Here is a 14,411-nt window from a genome sequence, read left to right on the forward strand (position 1 = left end):
CTGAGCCCTTGTGGCGAGGGGATTTATCCCCGCTGGGCTGCGTAGCAGCCCTAAAACGGGATATCTCGGTGTGCCAGGCTGATCGAGCCGCTTGCTCTTGGGGCTGCTTCGCAACCCAGCGGGGATAAATCCCCTCGCCACAAGTTTTGCTTTCGGGCTGTACATTCGGTTCAGTCCACCCAATCGCGATTCACTCCGCTCCCTTCTAACCCTTAATCACTCCAATCAATAGTGCTATCCAGCGCTGGGCACGCTCCATATTATCCTCGTCATATCTGAACTGCGACGCGTTTCTTGGAGAGCCTGATGCCTGTACAAGCCCTGTTCAAACCCTTTCACCTCGGCGCCCTCGAGCTGCCGACCCGGGTGGTGATGGCGCCGATGACCCGTTCCTTTTCACCGGGTGGCGTACCGAACGCCAAGGTGATCGAGTATTACCGTCGTCGCGCAGCGGCCGGGGTCGGGCTGATCATCACTGAAGGCACGACGGTCGGCCACAAGGCTTCCAACGGCTATCCGAACGTGCCGCACTTCTACGGCGGTGCCGCGTTGGCGGGCTGGAAAGAGGTGGTCGATGCCGTGCACGCCGAAGGTGGCAAGATCGTCCCGCAGTTGTGGCATGTGGGCAGCGTGCGTCGCATCGGGACTGAACCGGACGCCAGCGTGCCGGGTTATGGTCCGAGTGAAAAACTCAAGGACGGCCAGGTGGTGGTCCACGGCATGACCCAGGCGGACATCGACGAAGTCATCGCCGCCTTCGCCCAAGCGGCCAAGGACGCCCAGGACATCGGCATGGACGGCGTGGAAATCCATGGCGCCCACGGTTATCTGGTTGACCAGTTCTTCTGGGAAGGCAGCAACCAGCGCACGGATGGCTACGGCGGCAGCCTCGCCCATCGCTCACGTTTCGCGATCGAATTGATCCGTGCGGTGCGTGCGGCCGTGGGCGAGGGTTTCCCGATCATCTTCCGCTTCTCCCAATGGAAACAGCAGGACTACACCGCGCGCCTGGTGCAGACGCCAGAAGCGCTGGGTGAATTCCTCAAGCCATTGGCCAACGCTGGCGTGGATATCTTCCACTGTTCCACACGTCGCTTCTGGGAACCGGAATTCGAAGGTTCCGAACTGAACCTGGCCGGCTGGACCCGCAAACTCACCGGCAAGCCGACGATCACCGTGGGCAGCGTCGGCCTGGACGGCGAGTTCCTGCAGTTCATGGTCAATACCGACAAGGTTGCGCAACCGGCCAGCCTGGAGAAACTGTTGGAGCGCCTGAACAAGGAGGAATTCGACCTGGTCGCAGTGGGGCGTGCGTTGCTGGTGGATCCGGACTGGGCGCAAAAAGTACGCGAAGGGCGGGAGCAGGAGATCTTGCCGTTCAGTCGCGAAGCGTTGATGACCTTGGTTTAAGCGGCGCCTGATCCGCCGCTATCGCGAGCAAGCTCGCTCCCACATTTGATCTTCAGCGCACTCATTGTGGGAGCGAGCTTGCTCGCGATGGCGACCTCAGCATCACCGAATAATCAAAGCACTGTCGGCGCAGCAGGCATTCCATGTTCGCCCAAGCAAACGCCGCGCAACTGCGCCTCGAACTGCTCGACCACCGACGCCCAGCCCTGGCGGCTGGCGTGCTGCCGTGCATTGAGCCGCACGCATCGCAAGGCCTCGCGCTCTTCCAGCAGCCAACGAGCGGCGTCGCAGAACGCTTCTTCATCCCCCGGCATTGCCAATACGCCGTTATAGCCATGGCGGATGTGTTGCGCCGCCGCCGCCTGATCGTATGCCACCACGCCCAGCCCGGAGGCCAAGGCTTCCAGCACGACGTTGCCGAAGGTTTCGGTCAGGCTCGGAAAAATGAACATATCCCCCGATGCGTAATGGGCCGCCAACGCTTCGCCTCGTTGCGCGCCACAGAAAATGGCTTCGGGCAATTGCTGTTCGAGGGCGAGCCGCTGCGGGCCGTCGCCCACGACGACCAATTGAATCCGTCGCGTCGGAAAAGCGTTGCGCAGGGTGTCGAAACTGCGCTTGAGCAGCCCCAGGTTTTTCTCCGGCGCCAAGCGTCCCACGTGGATGACCGCAATGTCGTCATCGCCCAGCCCCCAGGTTTCGCGCAGGGTGGCCGAGCGTTTGGCTGGATGAAACAACTGGCTGTCGACCCCGCGCGACAACATCGCCACGCGCTCGAAATGCCGGCGCTCCAGCTCCAGGCGCTGACTGTGGCTCGGCACGAGGGTCAGGCGGGAGCGGTTATGAAACCAGCGCAAATAATGGGTCAGCACCCGGCTCAACAATCCGAGCCCGTACTGTTGGGTGTATTGCTGGAAGTTGGTGTGGAAGCCGCTGACCACTGAAATGCCCAGGCGCCTCGCCGCCCGCAGGGCCGACAAACCCAGTGGTCCTTCGGTCGCGATGTACAACACGTCGGGGCGATGGCGTTTCCAGCGGCGCAGCAGCTTGTGCATCGAGGCTTGCCCCCACTGCAGGCCCGGGTACCCCGGCAGCGGCCAACCTCGACAGAGCAATAACTGGTCGTCGCTGACCTGGCCTTGATCACCGGCCTGACGGGGGCGGATCAGCTCCACCCGGTGCCCGCGGGCACGCAAGCCCTCGTAGAGACGGCCGAGGGTGTTGGCCACGCCGTTGATTTCCGGCGCAAAGGTTTCGGTAACGAGGGTAACGTGCAGGTGTGTGGTCATGACCCCAGTGTCGACCGGGGCCGTTTCGTCATTGTGACGCCCGTATGATGGATTTGTGACCGGCTCAGCCCTGTCGCGCCAACGCCGTCTCGGCACCCTGTTCGCGCACCCAGAACAGCGTCGCCCCGGCCACCGCTGCCGGCATCATCAGGACGTTGACCACCGGGATCAGCAACACCAGGTACACGCTGCCGCCAAAGCCCAGGCTCTGCCAGCGCTTTTCCCGCAGCCAGGCGAGCATTTCGTTCCAGCCCAGCTTGTGGTTGTCCGCCGGGTAGTCGATGTATTGGATCGCCATCATCCAGATGCCGAACAGCAACCACAGCGGCGCGGCCACGATATTGATCACCGGGATGAACGACAGTGCGAACAGGCCCAGGGCCCGTGGCAGGAAATAGCCGAGCTTGCGCGCTTCCCGGGCCAGTGTCCGGGGGATCATGGCGATCAGTTCGCCCCAACTGAACGCCGGGAAATCATCCGCGCCGCGTACCACCACTTCGACTTTCTCGGCGAGAAAGCCGTTGAACGGTGCAGCGATGATGTTGGCGAGCATGGTGAAGGTGAAAAACACCATCAGCACTACAAGGACGACGAACAACGGCCATAGGACATAGCTCAGGAAACTCAGCCAATCCGGCAGCGACGGCATCAACGTATCGACCCACAGGCTGAACTGATGGCCAGCCAGGTAGATCAACCCGACGAACAGCACCAGGTTGATCGCCAGGGGCAGCAGCACAAATAGCCGCAGGCCGGGGCTCAAGATCAGTTTGAGGCCCTCTCGCAAGTATTGCGGGCCGGACAGGACGGGGGCGGGCATAGGTGGCTCCGAGGATAGGTGGACGCGCCGACCTTACCGGCTTTGCTCGATGCGGGAAAGCCACGACACGGCGTGTAACAAAGGTTTAAGGTTCGTTGCTATCGCGCACGCCGCAGCGAATAGAGCTCACCTATGAGCTGGATTGTTAAACCGTATTTCCTTAATCTTCGCTCCCTCGATACGCTGCACCCATTCTTTTTTCAGGACTGTCGAACCGAAGCCTTCCCCAAGTGCGTCAACGGTCCTTTTTTATTCGCGCCGCTCACCCGGCGTTCCGGCCCGCAAGGTCCGGTCAACAGGAGCAGGTCATGTCTGAAGTCCGTCATTCGCGTGTGATTATTCTCGGTTCCGGCCCTGCCGGTTACAGCGCTGCGGTTTATGCAGCCCGTGCCAACCTCAAGCCGCTGCTGATCACCGGCATGCAGGCCGGCGGTCAATTGACCACCACTACCGAAGTCGACAACTGGCCGGGCGACGTCCACGGCCTGACCGGTCCGGCCTTGATGGAACGCATGAAGGAACACGCCGAGCGCTTCGAGACCGAGATCGTCTTCGACCACATCAATGCCGTGGATTTCGCCGCCAAGCCATACACCCTGACCGGCGACAGCGCGACCTACACCTGTGATGCCCTGATCATCGCCACTGGCGCCAGTGCTCGCTACCTGGGCTTGCCATCGGAAGAGACGTTCATGGGCAAAGGCGTGTCCGCCTGCGCCACTTGCGACGGTTTCTTCTACCGCAACAAGCCAGTAGCTGTGGTCGGTGGCGGCAATACCGCGGTCGAAGAGGCGCTGTACCTGGCCAACATCGCCAGTACCGTTACCCTGATCCACCGTCGCGAAACCTTCCGCGCCGAGAAGATCCTCATCGACAAGCTCAATGCACGTGTCGCTGAAGGCAAGATCATCCTCAAGCTCAACGCCACCCTGGACGAAGTATTGGGCGACAACATGGGCGTGACCGGTGCTCGCCTGAAGAACAACGACGGCAGCTTTGACGAGATCAAGGTTGACGGCGTGTTCATCGCCATCGGCCACACGCCGAACACGTCGTTGTTCGAGGGCCAGTTGGAACTCAAGGACGGCTACCTGGTGGTCAAGGGCGGCCGTGACGGCAACGCCACCGCCACCAGCGTCGAAGGTATCTTCGCGGCCGGCGACGTGGCCGACCACGTCTATCGCCAGGCGATCACCTCGGCCGGTGCCGGTTGCATGGCAGCCTTGGACACCGAGCGTTACCTCGATGGTTTGCAGAACGCTTCGTTCTGATTCACCAGGCAATAAAAAAAACCGGCTTCGGCCGGTTTTTTTGTGCGCGGACATCTGCCGGTGAACCCTGTGGGAGCGGGCTTGCTCGCGAAGGTGGTGTTCCAGTCGACATCGATGCTACTGACACACCGCCTTCGCGAGCAAGCCCGCTCCCACAAGTCCTCTGTTTGGTCCGAAGATCGGTTGTCAGGCCAGTTCGGCCAGGCACGCTTCCAGGATATCCAACCCCTCTTCCAGCACCGCCGGCTCGGTCGTCAACGGCGCCAGCAGGCGGATGATGTGCCGCGATTTCCCGCTGGGCATCAGCAGCAAACCGGATTCCCGCGCCGAGGCCAGTAATTGCGTCAGTTGCGCCGGGGCCGGAGTGCCATCGGCGTGGGCCAGTTCGATCCCGCGCATGGCGCCGACACCGGTCAGGCGGCCCAGGTAAGGGCTCAGTCCGCGACGGCGCCAGGATTCGTAGCGGCTGACGATCGCCTCTTCCTGTTGTGCGCCCCACGCGTGGAGGTTGGTGTCGGTCATTTCATCCAGCGTTGCCAGGGCGGCGGCGCAGGCGAGGGGGTTGCCGGAATAGGTGCCGCCAAGACCACCCTTGGGCAGGTTGTCCATCAGCGACTTGCGTCCCACCACCGCCCCCAGCGGGACACCACCAGCAATGCTTTTGCCCAGCAGGATCAGGTCGGGCTCGATGCCCAGTCGCGAAAATGCAAAGCGCTGGCCGGTGCGGCCGAAACCGGACTGGATCTCATCGATGATCAGCACGATGCCCTTGTCGTGGCAGAACTGTCGCAGCGCCTGGGCGAAACCCACGTCCATCGCCAGGAAACCGGCTTCGCCCTGCACCGGCTCGACGATAAAGCAGGCCACGTCGTTCACATCGATCTCGACGCTGAACAACCTGTCCATGGCTTTCAAGGCCTCGGCGCACGTCACGCCGTTGTCCTGGCTAGGGTAGGGCAGGTGGTAGACCGGCCCGGGCAGTACGCCGACTTTCTGCTTGTAGGGAGCGACCTTGCCGTTGAGATTGAGCGTGGCCAGGGTTCGACCATGAAAGCCGCCATCAAAGGCGATGACGGCTGTGCGACCCGTGGCGCCGCGCACAATCTTGAGCGCATTTTCCGCCGCTTCGGCGCCGCTGTTGGTGAGCATGCCGCTCACTGGGTAATCCACCGGGATAAACGCTGCCAGGCGCTCCATCAAGTCAAGATAAGGCGTATGGGGGGCTGCGTTGAACGCGTAATGAGTCAATCGGGTGGCTTGCTCGCGGATGGCCTCGACGATGCGCGGATGACAGTGGCCGAGGTTCAACACACCGATGCCCCCGACAAAGTCGATGTAGCGCTTGCCGTCGGTGTCCCAGACCTCGGCATTTTTTCCATGGCTGAGGCTGATAGGGTGAACGAAGGAAATCGATTGGCTGATGGTTTCGCGGCTCATGGGGGGGCGGCTCGGACGAAGAAAAAATGTCCGTTATCTAAGCCGCGAGCAGCAGCGCCCGGCAAACGAAATAAAGTTGCCGGGTCAATCATAAAAGTCGGGATGTGGAACAGGTGCGGATCTTGCGAGGATTGTTTGCGTGACGACGAAGCTTTTGTGGCGAGGGAGCTTGCTCCCGCTCCAGTGCGAAGCGCTGGCATTGGGCTGCGGCGCAGCTACTTTTGTGAGTGCTGTGCACTCAAGCGGGAGCAAGCTCCCTCGCCACAAAAGCAGGTGGGTCAGCGGCGTTGCAGTGGCTGGGCTTCGAACTTCACGCCGGCCAAGCCGTGGGCCATCAACGCGCGGATATTGCCGTGGTCGCTCCCCTCGGGCGTGTTCAGCACCGAGCGATAATGTTCGCCGAATGCCAAGAGCGCCTCTTCGTCGCTCAAGCCTTCAAGCAGGGCCAGGCCCAACGTCTTGCAGGAGCCTTCGTTCTGCCCTGCCGCGTTCTCGACGCCACCGTTATGGAAGGCTTGGGGCTGGTATTCGTAGCCCTCGGCAATAAAAGCGAGGGTGTCAGCGAAAGCATGTTCACCGCTCTTGAGGCTGGCGCGAAAGGTATTCAGGTCAGGCATCGGGATTTCCTTTGGCGAACGCCGCTTGCTGTTCGGCGCTGGCCTCTTTCTGGTATTGGGCTTTCCATTCGGCATAGGGCATGCCGTAGACAACTTCACGCGCATCGTCGAGGCTGACCTCGATCTGGCGCTCGTCGGCGGCGGCCTTGTACCACTTGGACAGGCAGTTGCGACAGAAACCGGCGAGGTTCATCAGGTCGATATTCTGCACATCCTTGCGGCTGTCCAGGTGGGCCACCAGTCGACGGAAAGCGGCGGCTTCGAGTTCGAGGCGTTGTTGGTCGTTCATGGGAGTCTCTGCGAGACAGCTTCAAGCGGCGAGCTTCAAGCTGCAAGTGGGTTTGCGGTGTTCAGGCTTGAAGCTTACAGCTTGAAACTTTTGGCTGCTACGAAGCAGCACGGCTTGCCGCGAGGGTAATCGACACGGACTCGGCGAAGCGCAAGGCGTGCGGCTTGTCGACTTCGACCTCGGCGTACAGCACCGACTCGTTGGCCATGACCAGGTCCAGCAACTCCTGGGTCAGGCGTTCGAGCAGGGCGAAGCGGTTGCCTTCCACATGGGCGATGATCGCCTTGGTGATGGTGCGGTAGTTCAGCGCATGGTCGATGTCGTTGTCGCGCACGGCCTCTTGCGCCGCGTAGAGGATGGTCAGGTTGATCAGCACATCCTGTTTGTTGAGGATCTCGTCTTCATTGATCCCGATGAACGTACGCAGGCGCAGGTCCTTGACCTTGATGCGCGCCATGGCGGGCTGAAGTTGTGGCATTTATTGGCTCCGTCGAATCAATTGCAGGAATTCCTGGCGGGTGTTGCTGGACTCGCGAAAAGCGCCAAGCATCACCGAAGTATTCATGGTCGAGTTCTGTTTCTCGACACCGCGCATCATCATGCACATGTGCTGGGCTTCGATCACCACCGCCACGCCGGCGGCCTGGGTGACTTGTTGCACCGCGTCGGCGATTTGCCGGGTGAGGTTTTCCTGGATTTGCAGGCGGCGGGCGAACATGTCCACCAGCCGGGCGATCTTCGACAGCCCCAGGACCTTGCCCGTAGGAATATAAGCCACATGGGCCTTGCCGATGAAGGGCAGCAGGTGATGTTCGCACAGCGAATAAAGCTCGATATTGGCAACGATCACCATTTCGTCGCTGTCGGAGGCAAACAGGGCACCATTGACGATCTGCTCGACGCTCTGCCCATAACCATGGCAAAGGTATTCCATGGCCTTGGCGGCGCGCACCGGCGTGTCCAGCAGGCCTTCGCGCTCCGGGTCTTCGCCCAGGCCGATCAGGATCTCGCGGTAATGCTGGGGCGATAGGGCCATGGTGTTTCCTCGGAACAGGACTATTTGATGTGCCGCCCGCCGTTGAGGGTCAGGGTCGTGCCGGTGACATAAGGGTTGTCGAGCAGATAGCGCAGGCTCTGGTAAATCACTTCGCTGCCAGGTTCGATGCCCAGCGCGGATTTGGCCAGGGCCTTGGCACGGTAGGTCGCATCGTCGTCGGGATTGAACAGTAGCAGGGCCGGGGCGATGCCGTTGACCTTGATGGCCGGTGCGTATTTCGCCGCGAAAGAAAGCGTGAGGCTTTCCAGGCCAGCCTTGGTGGCGCAATAGGCGATGTGCTTGCTGCTGCCCTTGCGCGTCACGTCATCACCGATGTGCACGATATCCGCCGGCACCGAGCGCCGCAGCAAATCGGCGCAATGCAGGTTGATCAGGTAGGGCGCGAGCATATGGACACCGAACATGGCGCTGAAGGCCGCGGCTTCGTTGCCCGGGGTTTCGGCGAGCCAGGCCGAGGCGTTGTGGACGATGGCGCGCAGTTGATCGGTGTGCTGCTTGAGCTGTTCGATGAAGGCCAAGATCCCGGCCTCACTGGAAAGATCGGCGAACAGGACCCTCGCCCCCAAGTCCCGTAGCGCTTGCACGCCCGGGCGTTCGGTGCGGTACGTGGCGATGACCGGTTGGCCGTCCTCCAGCATGCGTCGGGCACAGTGCAGGCCGACGCGTTGGGCTGCGCCGGTGATCAGGATCGGAGCGGTGGCGCTGGACATGGGACGGCTCGGTTCGCGGTGGAAGCAAAACTATAACAGCGACGGCGGGTACGTCCTATGGACAAGGGAAATCCAGCGCCCGATTCGGTTTCCCTCACGGACCTGGCTGGCTCCCATGGCGTCAGTGATTCTGCGCGGCCGGCAAGGGCCGTTGTGGCGTTCCCGCCAGCCAACTTGCCAATAAATGAGTCGACATCGGGATAAACAGATAGACCATCAGCGGCGTCAGGATGAGCGTACTGATGAAAACCCGGCTCAACAGGCCCAGTTCGCCGAGTAACGGTCCCAAAAGGAAATTGAACAACAACGAAACAGGGAAGAACGCCAGCCAGATCGCCACGGCCTGTTTCCAGCGTGGCGGGCGTTGGCCGATCGCGCCGAACCAGCCGTCGATGCCTCGCACCCGGTGTTCGGAGGGATCGGCAAACAGATCGCTGCCGCGTCCCAGCCAGGCCGTGCGCGAGGCGGAATGCTCCCACGCATGCAGGGTCTGCTCGTCGGCAAATCTGAAAATGATCTGGAATTCGTCGTCTTCGGGTGGCGGTGCGAGCACACCGGAGCCCAGGTAGCCGGGAAAATCGGTGGCCAGTTGTTCGCCTTCACGCAACCAGGCGATCAGGTCCTGATAGCGTCCGTTGGCGACGCGGCGCGCGACCATCAAGGTGACGGGTGAGGTAGACATTTTGTATCTCCATGTTACGAGCGCAACGCTCCGGATAGGAGCTTCGCGGGAGGCGCTCCCAAGGGTAGTGGGCTGCGTCTGGTCACTAGAGGCAAAGCAAGGATTATTCCTTGTCGAGCAAAAAACAACAAATCCGCAAGCTGACCGAATTTGTCCTTGTCATGACAGGGTTGCGAGGGAGTACCATGGGATCCAATTTTGTGTCGGGAAAGCCCTCGGAATGAGCGTAATCACCGAAGATAACTTCGTGTTTCCAGCATCAACTGCCTTGAAGCGCGAAGACTTGTTTCCCATTCGCGAAGTGGCACGGTTGACAGGAGTTAACCCGGTGACCTTGCGTGCATGGGAGCGCCGCTATGGCTTGATCCAACCCACGCGCACCGAAAGCGGGCACCGCCTGTATTCCCTGGGCGATATCGAAAAGGTCAGGAGCATTCTCGCCTGGATCGAGCGCGGGGTGGCCGTGAGCAAGGTGGGAAAGATTTTGGCGAGGACCGAGTCGGTGCCGCCAGTCTCCAAATTCATTTCCCCTGACTTGGTTCGTGCCGATTACAACCGATGGCAGCAGCAAGTGGCGGATGCGGTTGGTAATTTCGATGACCTGGCACTGGACCGCGTCTACGGACAGATTTTTTCCAGTTATGCCGTGCCGGTGGTATTCCAGGACATCCTGATGCCGCTCTGGCGAGAGTTGCTGCAACGCCAGCATGAGTTCGGGCAAACCAGCGAGTGGCTATTTTTCGACGCTTTCCTGCGCTCGCGGGTGATGCAGCGGCTACTGCTCAAGCGCGACGTTTCATCCCAACGAGTGTTGGTCAGCGCCATTTGCGGCCAGTGCCGAGAGTTGGAGCTGTTGGTAACGGCGCTGTTTGTGTGTAAGGCGGACGTCGGTGTCAGGGTGATGACTGTCGGCCAACCGTTTGACGAACTGATCCTGGTCTGCCAGAAGATCCAGCCTTTAGCTTTGGTGCTGGTGTCCAACCACGCACCGGCAGTCGATCTACCCAAGCGCTTGAAGAAATTGGCGATGAGCCTGGATTGCCCGGTGATGCTGGCGGGTGACGCCTCAGACCTGGCGCAGGAAAGCCTGGCCGGCTCGTCGATTGGTTGCCTGGGGAACGAAGGAACGGAGATTCGCCAGCGTTTGCGTCAGTTTCTGGCGGGCAACCTGGACACTTGAAGGGCTTGCTACAAATGCATGGCCGGATGAGCCAGGCGGTGCTGCTGAAGGATGTACTGGCGCAGCCGCTCGGTTTCGTCCTGGTCGTGCTGGCTCAGGTGATAAGCGTACAGGCCTTGAGCAGTTTCCCTTTCAAACGTGCCACGCAGTGATATCCGCTCATAGCCCGATGGGCTGAACCACAAGGAAAACTGCTTCGGTGGTTTGGTGCGGTTGCGGATTTCCAGCAGTACGCCCTTGCAGGAAACCTCATGCACCCATAACGGGCCCGGCTGGCCGTTGACGTTTTCCAGCGCCACGGGCTCTTCGAGGGTCAGGCGCCATGGACGAATCTTCGGCCCATCCTCGTAGATGCTCGGCACGCCCAGACGAAGGTGCATGGCATGGAATTCATCTTCGACCAGATGCAACGGGAAGGTCATCTGCTGGTTTTCAAAGTTGGCCTGCAGCGTGACCTGCTCATTCGCCGCCAGGCGCGTCAGCAAATCCCGGATCTGGGATCCACCGTTTACCAGCAAGCTCGACGTGACATCCCGCTCATTCAATTGCGGGTTGTGCTGCATGGTCCGGATGAAATCAAGCTCATCCTGGGTCAGGAGGGCGTCGCGCTGCATAAAAAATGGCTCGAAAAATATTTGCGTTATCACTGGTGATTGTAGTGACTGACCATTAATTCGCCGTTTTGTTTTCACCGCTCGTCGAATTAAATCGAGCAATGATCTCCCGGGCTTCGGCCAATTCTTTCTCCAGCTGGGCAACGCGCTGCTGGGCCTTCACCTGAGCGGTGACGTCTTTTTGCACCCCCACGAAATAAGTATGGCCGTCCGCCTCGTTTTTTACGGTGGACAGCGACAATTCATTCCAGAAAGGGGTGCCATCCTTGCGGTAGTTTCGCAGCACTTGTCGGCACGCACCGCCCTGTTTCAAGGCGGTGCGAATGGGCTCCAAGGACGGTTGGTCCCGGTCGCCTGACTGCAGGAAGCGACAATCCTGATAGAGGATTTCGTCGCGGCTGTAACCGGTCAGCCGTTCGAAGGCCGGGTTTACATAAATCAGGATGTTGTCATCGCCTTCTTTTTCGGCAATGACGATCCCGTCGTTCGATGCATTGATCACCAATTGCATCAGATGGGCGTTGATCATGAGGCCTCCAGCCTTTGGACTTCCCTGTACGCGCTGCATTCTAGAAGAACCCGAGGGGATGTCCACTGGCTATTATCGGTTGTTGAGAGTCAATCGCAGCTTGAGCGCGCAGCCTGTTACCATGATCACTCTATTTATTCAGTTTCAGGATCAGACCGATGAAAGTCGCCATTCTTTCCGGCTCCGTCTACGGCACGGCCGAAGAAGTTGCCCGGCATGCCGCCCAATTGCTCGGTGACGCGGATTTCGAAACATTCCTCAATCCACGGGCAACCCTGGCGGACATCCAGGCGTTCGGACCGCAAGCCTTGCTCGCCGTTACGTCGACGACCGGCATGGGCGAATTGCCGGACAACCTGATGCCGCTGTATTCAACGATCCGTGATCAATTGCCCGCTTCATTTCGTGGACTGCCTGGCGCGGTGATCGGCCTGGGGGACGCCAGCTACGGCGACACGTTCTGCGGCGGTGGCGAGCAGATGCGCGAACTGTTTGCCGAGCTGGGGGTGAATGAAGTGCTGCCCATGTTGCGCCTGGATGCCAGCGAAAGCGTCACGCCGGAAACCGACGCCGAGCCCTGGTTGGCCGAGTTGATCGTCGCGCTGCGTGGTTGAGCCACCTGCGGCGAGCGCTGATGCTGACTCGCTCGGCCAGTAAGCTGGCTGCCAACGCAACTACCGACCTGGCGGGAGATGACTAGACTGGTTTCTTGTCCATGAAAACCATGGCCGTCTCCCTCATACATAAAAAAAGCCAGAGGTCATAGCCGTGAGCGTAGCGCCCATTCAATCGACACCCGGCATCAAGGATCAGGTCAGCGCAGCCGAATGGCAAACCCGAGTCGATCTCGCTGCGTGCTATCGGTTGGTCGCGCTGCACGGCTGGGATGACCTGATTTTCACGCATATCTCCGCGAAGGTCCCTGGCACCGAAGATTTCCTGATCAACCCATACGGGTTGATGTTCCACGAAATCACCGCGTCGAGCCTGGTCAAGATCGATCAGGCCGGCAACAAGTTGATGGACAGTCCCTACGAGATCAACCCTGCCGGCTACACCATCCACAGCGCGGTGCACGAGGTGCGGCACGATGTGACGTGCGTGCTGCATACCCATACTGCGTCCGGCGTCGCGGTGTCGGCGCAGAAGCAAGGCGTGTTGCCGATCAGCCAGCAATCGCTGTTCGTGCTGTCGAGCCTGGCTTATCACCCGTATGAAGGGGTCGCGCTGAACCCGGAAGAAAAGGCCCGCCTGCAAGCCGACCTGGGCGAGAGCAATTTCCTCATGTTGCACAACCATGGTCTGCTCACTTGTGGCGGGACCATTGCTGATACGTTCCTGATGATGTTCATTTTCCAGCGAGCCTGCGACATCCAGGTCATGGCGCAGACGGGCGGCGCCGAATTGATTGCCATCGAGCCGCAGGTATTGGCCGGCGCCCGGGCGATGGTCGCCGGCGTGACCAAAAGTGCCCAGGGCATGGGAGGCGCATTGGCCTGGCCAGCGCTGCTGCGCAAACTCGACCAGCAAGATCCAGGCTATAAAAGTTGATGCCCATGGTCCAAATCCCGTTGCGTATCTGGCGTCAGCGCGGCCAGACATTCATGTTTCGCGGCCACGCCATCCGCTATTGGACGGCCGGGCACGGCGAGCCGTTGCTGCTGATTCATGGGTTTCCGACCGCCAGTTGGGACTGGCATTACCTGTGGCAGCCGTTGGCACAGCGTTATCGAGTCATCGCCTGCGACATGCTCGGGTTTGGTGATTCCGCCAAGCCGACGGAGCATGTCTATAGCCTGCTGGAGCAGGCCGATCTGCAGCAGGCGTTACTGATTCATTTGAACGTGACGCAAGGGGTTCACGTACTGGCCCACGATTACGGCGACAGTGTGGCCCAGGAGCTGATTGCCCGGCATGGCGAGGCGCGTATTGACCTCGCCAGCTGTGTCTTCCTCAACGGTGGCCTGTTTCCCGAAACCCATCGTCCGGTGTTCATGCAAAAACTGCTGCTCAGCCCCTTGGGCTGGCTGGTTGGCCGGGCTTTCTGCAGGGACGGCCTGGTGAAAAGCTTTCGGCAGATTTTTGGTCCTTGGACCGGTCCCACCGAAAGCGAGCTGGATGATTACTGGAGCCTGGTCGAGACCCACCGCGGACCGCGAATCATGCACAAGCTCATCGCCTATATTCCCGAGCGCCGCGTACAGCGTGATCGCTGGGTCCGGGCGATGCAGAGCGGCGAGGTGCCGTTGCGGCTGATCGACGGGGCATTCGACCCGATTTCCGGTGCGCATATGGTGGCCCGTTACCAGGCGCTCATTCCCCATGCCGACACGGTGTCGTTGCCTCACATCGGTCATTACCCGCACACCGAAGCGCCGGTGCAGGTGCTCAATCACTACCTGGCATTTCGCGAGGCCATCGCCGCGCCCCACAAGCAAATGGCCTGTTCATGATGGGTTGCCTGCATCATCCCCGCACCTTATCGCCCAACATTCACTTTCAACCC

Annotated in this window: 17 protein-coding genes; 6 read left to right on the forward strand and 11 right to left on the reverse strand. The window is 60.3% G+C overall.

Features of this window, described 5'->3' with window-relative positions; all coding sequences use genetic code 11:
• The first annotated feature begins 306 nt into the window (after positions 1–306).
• Positions 307–1,410, forward strand: a complete 1,104-nt coding sequence (locus JMN22_RS04540; RefSeq protein ID WP_198797762.1) for an NADH:flavin oxidoreductase — start codon at positions 307–309, stop codon at positions 1,408–1,410.
• Positions 1,411–1,523: 113 nt separating this feature from the next.
• On the opposite strand, the gene JMN22_RS04545 is transcribed toward JMN22_RS04540, so the two are convergent.
• Together JMN22_RS04545 and cysZ are read right to left on the reverse strand one after the other, a co-directional pair.
• Positions 1,524–2,699 (reverse strand): glycosyltransferase family 4 protein, encoded by a 1,176-nt coding sequence (locus JMN22_RS04545; RefSeq protein ID WP_198797761.1) that lies wholly within the window; start codon positions 2,697–2,699, stop codon positions 1,524–1,526.
• Between the two features lie 64 nt (positions 2,700–2,763).
• On the reverse strand, positions 2,764–3,519 hold the full coding sequence (gene cysZ / locus JMN22_RS04550) for a sulfate transporter CysZ (RefSeq protein WP_198797760.1): 756 nt from the start codon (positions 3,517–3,519) through the stop codon (positions 2,764–2,766).
• A gap of 308 nt (positions 3,520–3,827) precedes the next feature.
• Here cysZ and trxB point away from each other — a divergent pair, with 308 nt between their 5' ends.
• Positions 3,828–4,790 (forward strand): thioredoxin-disulfide reductase, encoded by a 963-nt coding sequence (trxB, locus tag JMN22_RS04555; protein ID WP_030139882.1) that lies wholly within the window; start codon positions 3,828–3,830, stop codon positions 4,788–4,790.
• A gap of 186 nt (positions 4,791–4,976) precedes the next feature.
• On the opposite strand, the gene JMN22_RS04560 is transcribed toward trxB, so the two are convergent.
• The 7 genes from JMN22_RS04560 to JMN22_RS04590 all read right to left on the reverse strand — a co-directional run bounded on the left by JMN22_RS04560 (position 4,977) and on the right by JMN22_RS04590 (position 9,582).
• Positions 4,977–6,227 (reverse strand): 2-aminoadipate transaminase, encoded by a 1,251-nt coding sequence (locus JMN22_RS04560; protein WP_198796644.1) that lies wholly within the window; start codon positions 6,225–6,227, stop codon positions 4,977–4,979.
• A 278-nt stretch (positions 6,228–6,505) separates the two neighbouring features.
• Positions 6,506–6,844: a HopJ type III effector protein gene (locus tag JMN22_RS04565; RefSeq protein WP_198796643.1), complete on the reverse strand. Its 339-nt coding sequence runs from the start codon at positions 6,842–6,844 to the stop codon at positions 6,506–6,508.
• Positions 6,837–7,133, reverse strand: a complete 297-nt coding sequence (locus JMN22_RS04570; protein ID WP_030139885.1) for a DUF1244 domain-containing protein — start codon at positions 7,131–7,133, stop codon at positions 6,837–6,839. The genes JMN22_RS04565 and JMN22_RS04570 overlap by 8 nt, the downstream gene beginning before the upstream one ends.
• 97 nt (positions 7,134–7,230) lie before the next feature.
• Positions 7,231–7,611, reverse strand: coding sequence for a dihydroneopterin triphosphate 2'-epimerase (folX, locus tag JMN22_RS04575; RefSeq protein WP_014340149.1), 381 nt, complete (start codon positions 7,609–7,611; stop codon positions 7,231–7,233).
• Positions 7,612–8,169, reverse strand: a complete 558-nt coding sequence (gene folE / locus JMN22_RS04580) for a GTP cyclohydrolase I FolE (RefSeq protein WP_030139886.1) — start codon at positions 8,167–8,169, stop codon at positions 7,612–7,614.
• A gap of 20 nt (positions 8,170–8,189) precedes the next feature.
• On the reverse strand, positions 8,190–8,900 hold the full coding sequence (gene folM, locus JMN22_RS04585; RefSeq protein WP_198796642.1) for a dihydromonapterin reductase: 711 nt from the start codon (positions 8,898–8,900) through the stop codon (positions 8,190–8,192).
• A 121-nt stretch (positions 8,901–9,021) separates the two neighbouring features.
• The gene (locus JMN22_RS04590; RefSeq protein WP_030139888.1) at positions 9,022–9,582 is read right to left on the reverse strand and encodes an antibiotic biosynthesis monooxygenase; all 561 of its coding nucleotides are present in this window, start codon (positions 9,580–9,582) and stop codon (positions 9,022–9,024) included.
• A gap of 220 nt (positions 9,583–9,802) precedes the next feature.
• Here JMN22_RS04590 and JMN22_RS04595 point away from each other — a divergent pair, with 220 nt between their 5' ends.
• The gene (locus JMN22_RS04595; RefSeq protein ID WP_030139889.1) at positions 9,803–10,762 is read left to right on the forward strand and encodes a MerR family transcriptional regulator; all 960 of its coding nucleotides are present in this window, start codon (positions 9,803–9,805) and stop codon (positions 10,760–10,762) included.
• 8 nt (positions 10,763–10,770) lie between these two features.
• On the opposite strand, the gene JMN22_RS04600 is transcribed toward JMN22_RS04595, so the two are convergent.
• Together JMN22_RS04600 and JMN22_RS04605 are read right to left on the reverse strand one after the other, a co-directional pair.
• The gene (locus tag JMN22_RS04600; RefSeq protein ID WP_030139890.1) at positions 10,771–11,376 is read right to left on the reverse strand and encodes a hypothetical protein; all 606 of its coding nucleotides are present in this window, start codon (positions 11,374–11,376) and stop codon (positions 10,771–10,773) included.
• A 55-nt stretch (positions 11,377–11,431) separates the two neighbouring features.
• Positions 11,432–11,905, reverse strand: coding sequence for a PAS domain-containing protein (locus JMN22_RS04605; protein WP_030139891.1), 474 nt, complete (start codon positions 11,903–11,905; stop codon positions 11,432–11,434).
• A gap of 158 nt (positions 11,906–12,063) precedes the next feature.
• On the opposite strand from JMN22_RS04605, the gene JMN22_RS04610 reads away from it, so the two are divergent.
• The 3 genes from JMN22_RS04610 (at position 12,064) to JMN22_RS04620 (ending at position 14,358) form a co-directional block, all read left to right on the forward strand.
• Entirely contained in the window at positions 12,064–12,519 is a 456-nt protein-coding gene (locus tag JMN22_RS04610) for a flavodoxin (RefSeq protein ID WP_030139892.1), read from the forward strand.
• A gap of 154 nt (positions 12,520–12,673) precedes the next feature.
• Entirely contained in the window at positions 12,674–13,456 is a 783-nt protein-coding gene (locus JMN22_RS04615) for a class II aldolase/adducin family protein (protein ID WP_030139893.1), read from the forward strand.
• Positions 13,456–14,358: an alpha/beta fold hydrolase gene (locus JMN22_RS04620; protein WP_030139894.1), complete on the forward strand. Its 903-nt coding sequence runs from the start codon at positions 13,456–13,458 to the stop codon at positions 14,356–14,358. The genes JMN22_RS04615 and JMN22_RS04620 overlap by 1 nt, the downstream gene beginning before the upstream one ends.
• Positions 14,359–14,411 lie beyond the last annotated feature (53 nt).

Source organism: Pseudomonas sp. HB05 (assembly GCF_016756915.1).
Lineage (GTDB): Bacteria > Pseudomonadota > Gammaproteobacteria > Pseudomonadales > Pseudomonadaceae > Aquipseudomonas > Aquipseudomonas alvandae.